Genomic DNA, 14,091 nt, shown 5'->3' with positions numbered 1-14,091 from the left:
GGACGCACCGCGCTCCGTTGATGTGAAGACCTTCCGCCGGAGTAAGACGACTTTGGAAGACCAGCCGCCGCCGAGCGAGAGAACTTCCGAAGGTCCACCCCTTACCAACTGAGTGCCGTTTGGAACGCCAGCCCTGCAGCGACTCCCGTGCCCGGCCGAAATCGGGAGAAAGCTCGGGCAGGCCCCCCGACGAGCCCGCAATAAGCGCAGCGACTAAACGAAATCGCCGAGATTAACCAACGTCCCTACTCTTCGAGGCGGGCGACTTCGGTGGAGGGGGACTCCATGACGAGGGCGTCCATGACGTGGAAGATGCGCTCGAGCCAGCGGCCGCCCTGTTGGTCTTCGCAGAGGCCGACGGCGATGTAGCGGCGGCCATCGCGTTCGACGATGGCGCTGTCGGCGTGCCACTGCTGCCAACTGCCGGACTTGCGGTAGATCTCCGCGTCCGGGTCGATGCGGTCGAGGGCCTTGACGAACTTGTGCTTGATGGCTGAGTCGGCCATCAGCTCCTTCATCTTCGCGCTGGCCTCTTCGTCGACGAGTTCGCCCGTCTCCATCATGTAGTAGAAGCGGGCCACCTGCATGGCCGTCGCACCGTGCGAGAGGTTGTGGAGCGGATCGCGGCGCCAGAGGCCGGCCTTGCCGTAGTCCTTGCCGGCCCAGAGGCCGCCGTTGTGCCTGACGTCGTAGAGGCGGTACTCGTCGGATCGCAGGGTCTCGGCGATGTACTCCTTGCCGACGCGGTCCATCATGACCGTAGCGGCCTTGTTCGAAGAGCGCTGGATCATGAGGTGTAGCAAGCGCTCGTTCTCGGCGGTGAGCTGGAGCTCGCCGGCTTCGATGCGTTCGAAGGCACCCAGAAGGATCGCGATCTTCGGGAGGCTCGCGGCGTAGATCATGACGTCGCCGTTCACGGCGGCGACGCGGGGCGCTTCGGGGTCCGTGATGTCGACCACGGCGACGCCGAGGTTCTTGTTGCGGATCGCGGGCGTGAATCCGAGCGTATCGAGCCGTTGCTCGAGTTGGCGCTGGAAGACCGGGTCGATCGCATCCCACAGCGGCGCTGCGTCCGCTTCGAGGAAGATCTCTCCTCCGCTCAAGTCGTCGGCCGACGCGGGCCGCGTGACGAAGGGAAGGGCGGCCAACGTCGCAACCAAACAAACCAGGAGATGTGCCGACTTAGGCTGCATTTTTCCTCGCACCCGATTCAACGATCCGTCCATGCTCACCCACCACCGCCACTGCCACCCCGAGCCAAAGCAAAACGAGTGCGGCATTCAGAAGGAAGAAGGACCGCGTCGACAGATTCATGAGCTGTACGCCCACGAGGACGGTCAATGCGGCCAGGCCATCCCCGAGACGGACGCAGAACGTCGCGATCGCAGGCTTGGCCTTGAACTTCATTTCGGCAGTCGTAGGCAACCACAACACCTGCGACGCCGTATTATTGATGGAGTAATCCGTCGCGTTTTCTGCGATTTTCATCACCCTCACCACCCCCAATATCGGCAAGAAAGCCATTGCCGTATAACCCACGAGGGCGATGCTAGGAAGTAGGAGAAGGATAGCCCCAAACCCGCCTAGAGCAAGGAGTCGGGACGCCACCAGAGCCTGCAGCAGGAGCGCGGTCACGTTCACCCAGAAAAAGAAGTCCCCGTAGAACGCGGTGGTGCCCTCGCGGACCTCATGCAAGATGAGGGCGGGATCGGTGACCCCGGTGGCCTCGACCGAGGTGGCCAGAGCCTCCTGAACTACTCGGAAGAGCAGGTTTTCTCCATTGGTGTTCACCCAGGCGTTGATCAGGGTGACCGCCGCGACGAGCATCAGATAGTGGTGCGCCCGGATCAGCGCGAAAGCCCCGTCGGAGTTTTCGGACCTCTCCGCGGGCCCCGGTTCCGGTGAGGCCCCCCCGGCTCCGGCCTCGGGATAGCCCTCGCCCAGCGGCCCGAGAATGTCGGCTTGGCGTGTGAGCCAGATCGACAGGGCCAGCGGAATGTTGGCCAGGAGGAGCAGCGTTCCGCTGTCCAGCAGCTCGCTGTAGACCACCTGCTCGACGATGAACGACCCCACGGTGGCCCCGGACGTGGCCCCGATCGCGATCATCGGGAGCAGCCGACGGCCCCGCTCATCTGTGTAGAGATCCGCCGCAAACGCCCAGAACTGGGCCACGACGAAGAGGCCGAACATCCCGACCCAGAGGTAGAACATGATGCCCATGCCAGGAAGGTTCGCGAGGAAGAAGTTCGGCTGCAGGAACCAGAACAGCACCAGGTTCGACATGCAGAACATCGTCGTGCGCGAGATCAGCACGGCGCGCGGGAGCATGGAGGACATCCGGGCGTACACCCCGATCGCCCCGAGAAACAGAATGCTCTGCCCGAAACTGGAGTAGGCCTTCACCTCCATCTTCGACAGACCTTCGATGGCCGAGACGGCGATCCACCCGTCGCGCAGCGGCTTCACGAAGTAGTAGGCGCAGAGGATCAGGAAGACGTTCAGGAAGAGGAGGAGGGCGGTGCGGCCCTCTCCGGGGCGGATCTCGGTGAAGATCCGCAGGAATCGCTCTGGCCGAGAGAGCTCCTTCATGAACGGGACCGGCGACCGACCAAGGGGGAGGTCGTGCGTTGGAGTTCGCTGGCCAGCTCTTCGGTCGATCGGCTGGATTGGATGACGGTGCTTTCCCGCGCCACGTGGCGCCAAAGAGCACGCCTGAGGCCATCGGGCAACACGTTCTCGAGGTATTCGAGCGCGGTTCCGCGCAGGTTCGGGTCCGCCGACGCGAGGACAAACAGCGAGAATCGCAGCGGCGCACGATCGAAGATCACGGCGAGGAGCGTGAAGACGTGCTCGGCGGTGCGCTTAACGCGGCGTCGCTGTGGAGCGTCCAGCAGGACCGAGCTCGCGTGAACGTCCTGTACTTCTTGATTGGCCCAGAGCGTCTCGTCGACCTCGGCCTCGCGTTTGACGAGGGCCAGAATGACGCCGTCGACGCCACGCCCCGGACTTCGGGATGGGCGAGCCACGGGACGATCAGCGCGGCGACGCGGGCGTCGAGATCTTCCCGCGTGAGGGCCTTTCGGACGCGGGCGGGGTCGTTCGAGAGCAGATCTTCGGTAAGTCGGGGCGCCGCGGTCGAGGCGGCGGCCCCGGTTGGCGAAGCGGTCGCGTCGGAGGGGCGAGACTCCGCGAGCCAGCGCGTCGGGTAGCGTTCGGCCTCTTCGAGCAGGGTTTGGCGATCGACCCCCATGCGCGTCTCGGCCATGGTCCGGGCCGTCGTGGCGTCGACGACGTCCTGACTGTCGAGGGTGATCACTCCGCGGCGGAGGCTTTCGGTGAGCTCGCCCACGTCCCCGACGCCCGATGCGTTCGGAAGCCCGATGTGGGACGGGAACGGAACCGAGACGACCGGGTCGCCGGCGAGCGCGCGCTTCACGAACGGGTGCTCAGCGAGGTCGGCCGAGCCGATCTGTTCGGTCAGATAGGCCGCGATGATCCGCCCCGTCGGCGCGAGAACGATGAAGTCTGTCAGCTGACTGTCGAGGTGAGGCGCCAGAAGGCGTCGCAACTCCGCCTGCTCGCTGGACATGAGCAAGTCGTCCGGAGACGCCGTCTTCGGCGCAGAGGAGGGTCTGCAGCTGCTCGGGGAGAAGGCGGTGCAGGTTGTCCTCGATTCGCTGGTAGATGAAGAAGCCGGCGCTCGCGACCACGAGCGCGGTCACGAGCGGCATCCACTTTCCCCGAAGGAAGCTCAGGAGTCGGGACACCGGTTGTATTTACGCCGCCCGCGGGTCAGCGACAAGGCGGGAGGCCGCGCGACTAGACCGATTTCGCGTTGCATGCCAAGGGTTCTGTGGCTGCGCATGTCTGATCACCGACAGAACCCCAAGGGACCGGCTGCGGGAGGCCTGGGCGCCCTCATCTCGACCGCTCAGCGTCTCGGTCGCGACGGCGCGCCCCTCGCGGGGGTCCGGTCCCTAGCCCACGTGAATCAGCCCGACGGCTTCGACTGCCCCGGGTGTGCCTGGCCCGAGCCGAATTCGCCGGCCCGTTTCGAGTTCTGCGAGAACGGGGCGAAGGCCGTTGCGTTCGAGGCGACGGGCAAGCGTGTCGGCCCTGACTTCTTCGCAGCGAACCCGGTGGCGAGCCTGCGAGGGCAGACCGACCACTGGCTGGAGGGGCAGGGTCGCCTGACGCACCCGATGCGCTACGACCAGGCGAGCGATACGTACCAGCCGGTCTCGTGGGCGGATGCCTTCGGTCAGATCGGCGCCGCCCTCGACGGGTTGGATGACCCCAACGAGGCGGTCTTCTACACGTCAGGTCGCACGAGCAACGAGGCCGCCTTCCTCTATCAACTTCTCGGTCGGCGGCTCGGCACCAACAATTTCCCGGACTGCTCGAACATGTGTCACGAGTCGAGCGGCGTCGGGCTGTCGGAGTCGATTGGCATCGGGAAGGGGACCGTCACACTCGAGGATTTCCAGAAGGCCGATGCGATCTTCGTGATCGGTCAAAACCCCGGCACGAATCATCCGCGTATGCTGACGGAGCTCCAAGCGGCACGCCGTCGCGGCGCTCGCATCGTGAGTCTGAATCCCCTGCGGGAGCGCGCACTGGTCGAGTTCGCCCATCCGAAGGATCCCTGGGAGCTCCTGAGCGGTCGCGGCACGTCGATCAGCACGCACTATTTGCAGGTTCAGATCGGCGGCGATCTCGCAGCGCTCACCGGAATCGGCAAGGCGGTGCTCGCTGCCGAGAAGGCCGCTCCCGGCGCGGTGCTCGATCGCGAGTTCATCGATCGCCACACGAGCGGGCTCGAGGAGTACGTGCAGGCCCTCGGCGCTGTCTCGTGGGAACACATCGAGAAGGAATCCGGCCTGACGCGCGCCGAGCTCGAAGAAGCGGCGACGGTCTACGTCGAGGCCGACGCGGTGATCGCCTGCTGGGCGATGGGCCTCACGCAGCAGCGGCATGCGGTCGCCACCATTCAGCAGGTCACCAATCTTCTGCTTCTACGCGGTAATCTCGGTCGCGAAGGTGCGGGCGCGTGTCCGGTGCGCGGCCACAGCAACGTCCAGGGCGACCGGACCATGGGGATCACCGAGAAGCCGGCCGCGGCGTTCCTCGAGCGGCTCGGTGTGGAGTTCCAGTTCTCGCCGCCGTCCGCTCATGGCTATGATACCGTCGGAGCCATCGAGGCGATGGCTGAGGGCCGGGCCCGGGTGTTCCTCGGCATGGGAGGCAACTTCGTCGCGGCGACGCCGGACACGGCTTACACGTCCGAGGCGCTTGCCCGGTGTGAGCTGACCGTGCACGTGAGTACAAAACTGAATCGCAGCCACACGGTGCTCGGAAAGGACGCGCTGATCTTGCCGTGCCTGGGCCGCACCGAGCGAGACGTCCAGGCTGCCGGTTTGCAGAAGGTCACCGTCGAGGACTCGATGAGCGTGGTGCACGCCTCACACGGGCGCAACGAGCCGGCGTCGCCTCTGCTTCGATCGGAGCCCGCCATCGTCGCTGGGATCGGGCGTGCGAGTCGCAAGACTCGCGGCATCGACTGGGATGATCTCGTCGCCGATTACGGACGGATTCGGGACCGCATCGAGCGCGTCTTGCCGAACCTGTTCGACGACTTCAATCGACGTATCGAACGACCCGGCGGCTTCTATCTCGGCAACTCGGCACGGGACCGGGATTGGAAGACGTCCACCGGGCGGGCGCGCTTCATGCCGTCCATCGTTCCGGACTCGAGCCTCCCCGAGGGGCAGCTTCGTCTCATGACGATGCGCTCCCACGACCAGTTCAACACGACGATCTACGAGCTCGACGATCGCTACCGCGGTGTCTACGGAACCCGGCAGGTGATCTTCCTGTCCGAGGGTGACCTGACGGACCGAGGCTTGTCGGATGGGGATCTCCTCGAGGTCGAGAGCCACTTCGAGGATGGCCGCCGGCGCGTGGTCGTTGGCTTTCGAGCGGTCGCGTACGACATCCCGCGGGGCTGTGCGGCCGGGTACTTCCCGGAGTTGAATCCGCTGGTCGCCGTCACGAGCTTCGCGAAACGGAGCCGGACCCCGACGTCGAAGTTCATCCCGGTGACGATCCGCGTCTCCGGCAACGACGAGAGCCGGTGAGCGCGGTGGCGGACCGGTCGGGAGTCGCCCGGCGCGGGGTAGTTCGGTGGACGGGTGACCGGGCCGACGCGACCGAAGATCGTGTCGCCGTCGAGGAGCCGCTCGAGATCCGGATCGGGGACGCGCCGCTCGCCGTCACGATGCGCACGCCCGGGGAGGACCAGGAGCTCGCCGCGGGGTTCTGTCTGACGGAAGGCATCGTCGGGTCCGCCGACGATCTCGCAAGCCTTCGGCCGTGCGATCTCGCCGAGTACGGCAACGTGGTCGAGGTCACGCTGTCCGACCGGGCCGCGACTGCCAATGCCGACCGGGTCCAGCGCGCACGCCGCGAGTTCTACGTGTCGAGTTCGTGCGGTCTCTGCGGCAAACAGACGATCGATCGCTTGGAACAGTCGGTGGACCGGCTCGCGCCCGGCCCAGAGGTCACCGTCGATTGGCTTTCCGAGCTGCCCGGTCGGATGCGGGCCTCGCAGGATGTCTTCGCGGAGACCGGTGGCTTGCATGCCGCGGCCATCTTCGAAGCGCAGGGGGACCTACGGGTCCTGCGAGAAGACGTCGGCCGTCACAATGCGGTCGACAAGGCGATCGGCCACGAGCTTCTCCTCGGGCGAACGCCGGCCTCGCGTGCGGTGCTTCTGGTCTCGGGCCGCGCGAGCTTCGAGATCGTTCAGAAGGCCGCGATGGCTGGTCTTCCGGTGCTTTGCGCGGTGAGTGCGCCCAGCAGCCTCGCCATCGACCTAGCGGCGCGCCTCGACCTCACGCTCGTTGGCTTCCTGCGATCCGGTCGGATGAACGTCTACCACGACCCCGGCAGGATTCGCGCGGCGGCCGCTTAGGACGACTGCGTCTCGAGGTGGATCACGCGGTGCGGAACAGGGGCGGCGAAGCCGGCCTCTCGCAGTGCGTTATCGACGAGCACGGCGACCTCACTCCGCGTGCCGAACCCGACCTCGAAGTTGACCCAGAAGCGCAGGGAGAACTCGAGCGCATTCTCGCCGAAGGCCATGAAGTAGACCTTGGGGCCAGGGTCTTCGAACGTGTTCTCGTGGATGGCGGCCGTCTCGATCAGGAGCTTCATGATCTTTTCTGCTTCGTTGCCGTACGCGGCACGGACCGGCAGTTCCATGCACCGGTGGTTGTCGGTCAACGTCCAGTTGGTGACCGTTTGCGAGATCAGGTCGGCGTTGGGGACGATGACCTCAGATCCCTGCCAGGTGCGGATCGTGCTCGAGCGGAAGCCGATCCGTTTCACCTCGCCGAATGTCGTCCCGGCTTCGACGAAGTCGCCGTCACGGACGGGGCGTTCGAACAGGAGAATCAGCCCGGACACGAAATTGTTCACGACGTTCTGGAGGCCGAAGCCGATACCGACGCCCAAACCGCCGGCGACGAGAGCGAGGCTCCCAAGGTCGACTCCGGCGACGGCCAGGGAGATCACGAAGCCGAGGGAGAGAGTCACGTACTGCGTCGCTGAGGCAATCGCGCCGGGGACGCCGCGGGGCAGGTTGAGTTTAGGCAGGACGTCGTGGCGCAAGATGAACTGAAGGGAGCGAGCGGATGCGATCGTGATCATGATCGCCACGATGAATACGATGATGTTGCCGGCGGAGATCTCGAGCGACCCGAGCTGCCAACTCGCTGTCATGGTTTCCTGGAAGCCGGCTGCGAACTCGTCGCGGATCTGGAAGAACCGTAGGGTGAACCCGAACCACACGCACCACGTGATCACGCGGACGAGGCCGATGCCGCGGCGGGCGAACATCTGGGCGTTTCGGTGAACGATGTCGATCGAGCCGAGAGCTCCGGTCCGCGGCAGCATGATCATCACGCCGTCGAGGACGCGTGACACCGCATAGAGCATTACGGCGACGAAGCCGGCGTTGAGGAAGCTCGAGGTGAACAAGTCGGCCAACGAGGCGTTGCCGATGATGTTCGCGAACACCGCGACCGTCAGGCCGGCGATGATGAGTCGTCGCCCGATCCTGAGCAGGAGACTCCAGATCGAACTCGCCTGCGCTTTGGGATCCGGCTTGAAGAAGTTGAGCAGGATGAACAGGCCGGCGCAGCTCTCGACCAGGATGAAGATCCGGTTGACGTCGGAGGCTGGGTCGATCTGGCCCGAGAATGCGCTGAGGAGATACAGCAGCACTGCGGACGCAAGGCTGCCGTCGCGTCGTTCGCGGAACTCCTTGGGAAGCAGGCGAAGGACGGCTGGGATGAGAGCGAGCCCGGAGAACTGCTGCAGCCCGCTGGGGGCGACGGGATGGATCCATGGCGTCGCGAGCAACGTGATCAGGACGGCGGCCGAGAACGGGCGGCGCAGGACGCGCGCGGCTGCGGCGAGTTCGGGGTCCTGGAAACTCGTCCGGCGGCTCTGCCGGTCGAGCGAGCCCACGAGGCCAGCGAGGGTCAGCAAAAGTAGGAACTGCCAGCCGAACGGCTCCGGGTGATCGGTTGCGTACGTCTTGACCGCTCTGGCGTCCCCGATCCACGACTCTGCGATCTGGCGCCACACCGGCGTGTTCAGGGAGAAGTTCGCGAGGATCTTCCACAGCGGAGGACGCTCGGATTCCAGGAGCTGCTCTTGCTCCTTCTTTCGCGCCTGGTCGACGAGGTCGAGTACGGAGCCGACGTCTACCAATTCTTCGGACAAGGAGTTTTGTAGTTCGAGGACGCGGGCACGGCGCGTCCGGACCTCGTTTTCGGTTGCGGAAAGCTCGACGAGCGTGGTCTCGACGCGCTGGATGACTGCCGAGGGAAGCTCTGCTTCCTGGGAGCGCTCTCTCACGAGCATCCATTCCTGGGAGAGCTTCCGGAGTTGAGTCCGGATGTCGTCGAGCTTGGCCGCAGATACCGTGAGAGCGTTCGTCCAGCCCGCCAGCTGGGCAGCGGCATCCTTCCACTCGTTCTCGAGATCGTTCAGCGCCTTGCGGCCGGTCGCCGGCTCCAGGAGATCGTCTTGCCGTTCGTCCAACTCCTCCAGCCGCTTGCGCAGCGGCGGGAACGTCTTTTGGACCTCGTCTGCAGTCTTGTCCTCTCCGAGGACCGAGTGGAGCTTTCGCAGCTTCGAAGACGTCTCTTCCAGGCGTTGCGCGAGTTGGGATGCTTCGGGTCGAGGGGGGGCAGCTTCCTCGGGCTCCGCCTCGGCCGATTTTTCGGCGGAGGCATCGGTGCCGGAGGCGTCCGCCGTTGGCAACTCGCCCGTGGCGGCGTCTTGCGGGTACGCCGGAGCGACCGCCATCAGCAGCGGCAGAAGCAACGCGAGGCATGCCGACCAGGTTCGAAGGGACCTCATCTCACCACGGTCCGTCGCACATTTTTGGGCCAGTTCCCACACTCGGAGCCGTCGAATTGCCACACTTGGGCGCGACCGTCTTCGAACAGGAGCGTCATCTTGGGATCTCGGCGCACCCAGTCCTCGGGGAGGAGAGGCGTACCGTCGCCCCCGATCGAGCCGCGCTTCTCGCCGAGATAGAGATGACTGACGCGCTCGAAGCAGTAGTTCTGGTGGTAGATCCGAGGCGTGTGGGCGGAGCGCTTGATCCACGTGGGAAGCGCCCAGACGTCGTGCCGGTGCCGCTCGTTCATCCGCTCGATCGTGTAGAGCAGCGGCGGCAGCGTTGCGGTTCTACCGGTGAAGAGGGGGAGCCACCAACCCGCGTCGGTGCCCACCGCCGTCTGGCCACCGTACGCGAGGGCGACGTTCACTTGGAACCGAGCGTCTTGCGGAGTGTTGGCTCGGATCCACTCGAAGGCCCGCAGGTCGGACGCGGAGAGGAGCTGGAACTCGTCGTCGACCGGGGTCGCGCGCGCCGTGAATCCGATGATCGCTGCGAGTGCGAGGCCACTGCCCAGAACGGCGCGGCCACCAGATCGTGCCTCGAACCAGGGAACGCACTTCGCGGTCGCCCAGCCGAACAGAATAGCCTCAGGGATGTACGCGGCGATGCCCACGGCGAAGTTGGTGACAAAGCCCATGCCGGGCAGGCCGAGAAGGAAGGGGTTCGTCGCGAGCACGGCGAGTCCGCTCCAGGCCAGCACGAGCAGGACGGGCCGGTCACGGACCACGGCTCCTGCGACCGCTGCCACGAGAATCGCGATCAGGGTGAGCAGGGGGGCCTGCGCCGGGATCGCCGACCACGCGCGCAGCGCGTCGGTGAACGAGAAGACGCCCGGATCGATGGCGCCGATGGTGCCATGGACGGCGAGGAGCAGGCTCTCGGTCAGCTCCGCGAGCCAGGGCGCAATGAGTCCGAGCGCACCCAGTCCGGCGAGGAGTATCCCGGCGGCGCGGGAGAGCCACTCTGCGGGGTCGGTGCGCCACCGCCACGCGGCTGCGGCCGACCAGGTGACGATCGCGGTCCCGCCGAGCAGCGCCACGCGGTAGTGAGTCAAGCACAATCCCGCGAGCACGAGGCCGAATACGACGACGACGCCGCGCGACCTCGTCCTGCGATTGAACCACACGACGTCGAGCAGACACACCAGGAGCGGCAGCAGAGCTTGGCCGGCAAGCTGCGTGTAACGGCCCCAGCTCACGTAGAACGCGGGCGTCGGCGAGAGGAGCGCCGCGAAGAGCAGGGCGCCGGTTGCCGCTGCGCGCCGGCCGCCGGTGAGCTGCAGAGTGACGGTGTAGAGGGCCAGAACGGCGACTACGCCCGTGACCTGGCCGACGTATAGGACGGCGTCGGTGGCGCTCGCTCCCGTGATCGTCGCCCAAGCCGCGGCCATTGCGTGGAAGCCGAAGTGGTAAGTGAGGCTCTCCATGGGCGCGTACGGGGCCCAGCTGTCGAAGAGTCCCTCGTTGTCCAGGAACAGCTGGGTGATGAAACTGTGTTGGACCGAGTCGCCCCACGCCGGAACGAGTAGGCCGTCGATCGCGATCCATCGCGACGCGATCGTGAGGCCGACCACGAGGGCGAGGACGGCGTCGACCCAGCCGAAGCCGGCACCCTCGCGCGCGTGGGGCTCGGGAACCCGGCGCCGACGCCAGGCACCACCGGCGAGAACGCAGGCGGCGAGCACGGCGGGCGTCCAAGCGAGCCAGGTGCCGGCCGGAACGTCGACGACCCGGCACCAAAGGACGAGCACCGGGCGGATCGCCATGCTGACGGCGGCTGAAACTGCGAGCCGCGACAGGCGGTCGTGGCGCGGGTCGGACCGGAGGGCCGGCCACAGCAGTTCGATCAGGCCGGCTCCGGGAAGCCAGTAGAGAACCGTCAGCGCCACGGCGGCCGCGGCCAGCTCGGTCACGCCGTGGTCTCCCCGCGGCGGCGCCGGTCTAGTTGGTTCGCGACTCGTCCACGACCGTGAAGTTCCAGATCTTCTTCACAGCGATCCGCGGACCCAGCACTTCGTCGACGAAGCGTCGATGGTCCGGGTCTGCACGATAAGTCTCGACGTCTTCGAGGCTCGAGAAACGCACGGTGACGGTGAGATCCCAGCCGGCTGCGGCGTGGTCGTCGGCCGGCGTCGCAACCGTCACTCCGAGAACACCCGGGAGCGGTGCAAGCGCGGTCATCGTACGCTCTGCGATATCGGCTCGTCCCTCGGGGGTCCCGTGGGGTTCCTTCAGGCGGAAGTAGTGGTGCCGTTCGATCATGGCACTCACCAGCCGGCGAGGTCGGCTGCACGCCTGCGGTGGTAGCTCGACTCGCCGAGAAACGCACGGTCGAACATCGCCCGGCGGAACCAGAGGTGGAGGTCGTACTCCCAGGTGAAGCCGATTCCGCCGTGGAGCTCGATCGCATACCGGACCGTCGTATCGTAAAGATCGGTGAGGTGCGCCTTGGAGAGCGCCGCGTGTCGTTCGGACTTGTCGTTGATGTGATCGAAGGCGTGGGCGGCGTACCACCACAGGGACACGGCGGGCTCGAGGTCGCAGGCGAGGTTCGCGAGCTGGTGCTTCACGCCCTGGAAGGCACCGATGATCTGACCGAACTGCTCGCGGGTGAGCGCATAGTCGGTGGTCATCTCGAGGCACCGGTGCGCCCCACCCGAAGCGTCGGCGGCGAGGAGGACGAGCCCCACGTCGCGCGCGCGGTCGGCTGCCGTCCGGCCCGCTGCGATCTTCGTCGCGGGCGTCCCGTCGAAGTGCACCCGGGAAACGCGACGAGTCTGGTCGTTGCCGGTGAGCGCCGAGATCTGCATCCCGCTGGCCCCGCGCTCGACGGCCCACAGGCCCGGGCCGTCGCCGTCCATGGCGGAGACGATCAGTGCGTCCGACACACCTGCGTAGGGGACGAGCGACTTCACGCCGGAGAGCTTGCCGCCCGTGGCTTTCGTCTCGACGGCGCCGGCGTCCCATTCGCCGATGCCTTCGCCGAAGGCGACGGTTAGAAGGGTCTCGCCGGTGGCCACGCCGGGCAGCCACTGGTTCTGTGCGTCCGAATCGCTGGCGCAGAGTGCTGTCGTCGCCATCGCGTTGCCGAGAAACGGGCCGGGTGTCGCGGCCCAGCCGAGAACGTCGGCGATCAGCGCGAGGTCCAGCAGTTCGAGTCCGGCGCCACCATGCTCGGTGGGGACGGTCATCCCGGCCACACCGAGTTCGGCGAGGCCTTGCCACAACGCGGGGTCGTGTCCGTCGTCGCTTTCCATCACCTGGCGAACGCGTGTCGACGGACATTCCGCCTGGGCAAACCTCTTGACCGTGTCCTGTAGGAGGGTCTGCTCCTCGCTGAGACCGAAGTCCATGATCGGCTCCTAGCGCCGAGGGTCGCGCGGGAGACCGAGTCCCCGCTCGCCGATGACGTTGCGCTGAATGTTGGGGGCGCCGCCGCCGATCGCGAGGGCGTAGTACATGATGTACGACTGCACGAGCATGCCCGCGAACGGCGCGTGCTCTTCGCCTGGGGCGAGCATCGCAGCGTCGCTGGAGATGTTCATCGCGAGCTTGGATACGTCGTGCGCGAGCGTCGACGTGTGGAGCTTCGTGACGAGCCCCGCAAGGCCGCCGTCGTGGCCCTTGGCACTCTCGGTGAGCAGCCGGAAGCCGTTGTACTCGGCGGCGAGCACGCGGGATTCGAGGTCGGTCAGACGATCCCGGATGACGGGGTCTTCGATCGCGGGACGGCCGCGGACCTGGGTCATCTGTGCGAGGGCAACGGCGCCATCGAACGTGCGTCGCGCCATGGAAGCGTTTCCGATCAACGCACGCTCGGCCTTGAGCGTGGAGCGGCTGACGTACCAGCCCTGGCCCCGCTCGCCCACTACGCTGTCGCGCGGGACCCTCACGTTGTCGAGGAACACCTCGTTGAAGTGCGCGTCGCCATCCATCTGCCGCAGCGGACGGACGTCGATGCCCTGCGTCTTCATGTCGATCAGCAGGTAGCTGATGCCGTCGTGCTTCGGTTCGTCCGGCTCGGTGCGGATGAGAGCGAACATCATGTCCGCCTCGCGTGCGTTCGAGGTCCAGATCTTCTGGCCGTTCACGACCCAGTGGTCGCCCTCGAGGACGCCGCTCGTTCGGAGCGACGCCAGGTCACTGCCGGCGCCGGGTTCGCTGTAGCCCTGACACCAGCGGACGTGCCCGAGAAGCGTGCTTTCGACGTACTGCTTCTTTTGTTCCTCAGTGCCGTGCGCTAGCAGGGTGGGGACCAGCATGGCCGGGCCCTGGCTCATCAGCTCGACCGGTGCCTTGGCGGCCTTGAGTTCCTCGACGAGGATCGTGGCCTTCAGCGGATCCGGAGCCTGCTCGCCGCCGCCATAGGCCCGAGGCACGTGGCGGTACATGTAGCCGCGCTCCGCCGCTGCGCGACGGAAGGCCGTTGCCCGTTCGTCGGTTCGCGGTGACGACCCGAGGCCCTGAGCCATCTCGCTCAGTTGCGGGTTCGCCGCGACGTCTTCCTCGGTCCAGTGGTCCTTGATGAACTGCCGCACTTCCTCGCGGAAGCGTTGATAATCTTTGCTATACTTGAGGTTCACGTGGGCTCCTGTGGCGCTGCCGTTTGGATAG

The 14,091-nt window shown here is 66.2% G+C and carries 11 protein-coding genes; 2 read left to right on the top strand and 9 right to left on the bottom strand.

What is annotated here, in order from left to right; all coding sequences use genetic code 11:
• Positions 1-245 precede the first annotated feature (245 nt).
• From P8R42_00825 to P8R42_00810, 4 genes are read right to left on the bottom strand one after another with little or no spacing between them, the layout of a single operon-like run.
• The gene (locus P8R42_00825) at positions 246-1,193 is read right to left on the bottom strand and encodes a serine hydrolase (GenBank protein ID MDG2303190.1); all 948 of its coding nucleotides are present in this window, start codon (positions 1,191-1,193) and stop codon (positions 246-248) included.
• The gene (locus P8R42_00820) at positions 1,183-2,589 is read right to left on the bottom strand and encodes a hypothetical protein (protein MDG2303189.1); all 1,407 of its coding nucleotides are present in this window, start codon (positions 2,587-2,589) and stop codon (positions 1,183-1,185) included. The genes P8R42_00825 and P8R42_00820 overlap by 11 nt, the downstream gene beginning before the upstream one ends.
• Positions 2,586-2,828 (bottom strand): hypothetical protein, encoded by a 243-nt coding sequence (locus P8R42_00815; GenBank protein ID MDG2303188.1) that lies wholly within the window; start codon positions 2,826-2,828, stop codon positions 2,586-2,588. The genes P8R42_00820 and P8R42_00815 overlap by 4 nt, the downstream gene beginning before the upstream one ends.
• Positions 2,825-3,589: a hypothetical protein gene (locus P8R42_00810; protein ID MDG2303187.1), complete on the bottom strand. Its 765-nt coding sequence runs from the start codon at positions 3,587-3,589 to the stop codon at positions 2,825-2,827. The genes P8R42_00815 and P8R42_00810 overlap by 4 nt, the downstream gene beginning before the upstream one ends.
• A 274-nt stretch (positions 3,590-3,863) precedes the next feature.
• Between P8R42_00810 and P8R42_00805 the strand changes: the two genes are divergently transcribed.
• Together P8R42_00805 and fdhD are read left to right on the top strand one after the other, a co-directional pair.
• Positions 3,864-6,137 (top strand): FdhF/YdeP family oxidoreductase, encoded by a 2,274-nt coding sequence (locus P8R42_00805; GenBank protein MDG2303186.1) that lies wholly within the window; start codon positions 3,864-3,866, stop codon positions 6,135-6,137.
• Positions 6,134-6,973: a formate dehydrogenase accessory sulfurtransferase FdhD gene (fdhD, locus tag P8R42_00800; protein MDG2303185.1), complete on the top strand. Its 840-nt coding sequence runs from the start codon at positions 6,134-6,136 to the stop codon at positions 6,971-6,973. The genes P8R42_00805 and fdhD overlap by 4 nt, the downstream gene beginning before the upstream one ends.
• Here fdhD and P8R42_00795 read toward each other — a convergent pair.
• Genes P8R42_00795 through P8R42_00775 form a run of 5 tightly spaced genes read right to left on the bottom strand, consistent with a single transcriptional unit; the run spans position 6,970 to position 14,060 of the window.
• Positions 6,970-9,432, bottom strand: coding sequence for a mechanosensitive ion channel (locus P8R42_00795; GenBank protein MDG2303184.1), 2,463 nt, complete (start codon positions 9,430-9,432; stop codon positions 6,970-6,972). The two genes, fdhD and P8R42_00795, sit on opposite strands and share 4 nt — an antisense overlap.
• Positions 9,429-11,390, bottom strand: a complete 1,962-nt coding sequence (locus tag P8R42_00790; GenBank protein MDG2303183.1) for a hypothetical protein — start codon at positions 11,388-11,390, stop codon at positions 9,429-9,431. Before P8R42_00790 ends, P8R42_00795 begins: the two co-directional genes overlap by 4 nt.
• Positions 11,391-11,418: 28 nt before the next feature.
• Positions 11,419-11,739 carry a Dabb family protein gene (locus P8R42_00785; protein ID MDG2303182.1) on the bottom strand — a complete coding sequence of 107 codons (321 nt, stop codon included), beginning with the start codon at positions 11,737-11,739 and terminating at the stop codon, positions 11,419-11,421.
• A 5-nt stretch (positions 11,740-11,744) separates the two neighbouring features.
• Positions 11,745-12,830, bottom strand: coding sequence for an acyl-CoA/acyl-ACP dehydrogenase (locus P8R42_00780; GenBank protein ID MDG2303181.1), 1,086 nt, complete (start codon positions 12,828-12,830; stop codon positions 11,745-11,747).
• A gap of 9 nt (positions 12,831-12,839) precedes the next feature.
• A complete protein-coding gene (locus P8R42_00775) occupies positions 12,840-14,060 on the bottom strand; it encodes an acyl-CoA dehydrogenase family protein (GenBank protein MDG2303180.1) in 1,221 nt (406 codons plus the stop codon).
• Positions 14,061-14,091: the final 31 nt, after the last annotated feature.

This window comes from Candidatus Binatia bacterium (assembly GCA_029243485.1).
Classification (GTDB): Bacteria; Desulfobacterota; Binatia; order UBA12015; family UBA12015; genus VGTG01.
Note: the sequence above shows the minus strand (reverse complement) of the source record. Positions and strands in the feature narration are given on the sequence as shown.

Coding starts and splice junctions, on each gene's coding strand:
- P8R42_00825 (MDG2303190.1), bottom strand. CDS start 1,193: ATGCAGCCTAAGTCGGCACATCTCCTGGTTTGTTTGGTTGCGACGTTG.
- P8R42_00820 (MDG2303189.1), bottom strand. CDS start 2,589: ATGAAGGAGCTCTCTCGGCCAGAGCGATTCCTGCGGATCTTCACCGAG.
- P8R42_00810 (MDG2303187.1), bottom strand. CDS start 3,589: ATGTCCAGCGAGCAGGCGGAGTTGCGACGCCTTCTGGCGCCTCACCTC.
- P8R42_00805 (MDG2303186.1), top strand. CDS start 3,864: ATGTCTGATCACCGACAGAACCCCAAGGGACCGGCTGCGGGAGGCCTG.
- P8R42_00795 (MDG2303184.1), bottom strand. CDS start 9,432: ATGAGGTCCCTTCGAACCTGGTCGGCATGCCTCGCGTTGCTTCTGCCG.
- P8R42_00785 (MDG2303182.1), bottom strand. CDS start 11,739: ATGATCGAACGGCACCACTACTTCCGCCTGAAGGAACCCCACGGGACC.
- P8R42_00780 (MDG2303181.1), bottom strand. CDS start 12,830: ATGGACTTCGGTCTCAGCGAGGAGCAGACCCTCCTACAGGACACGGTC.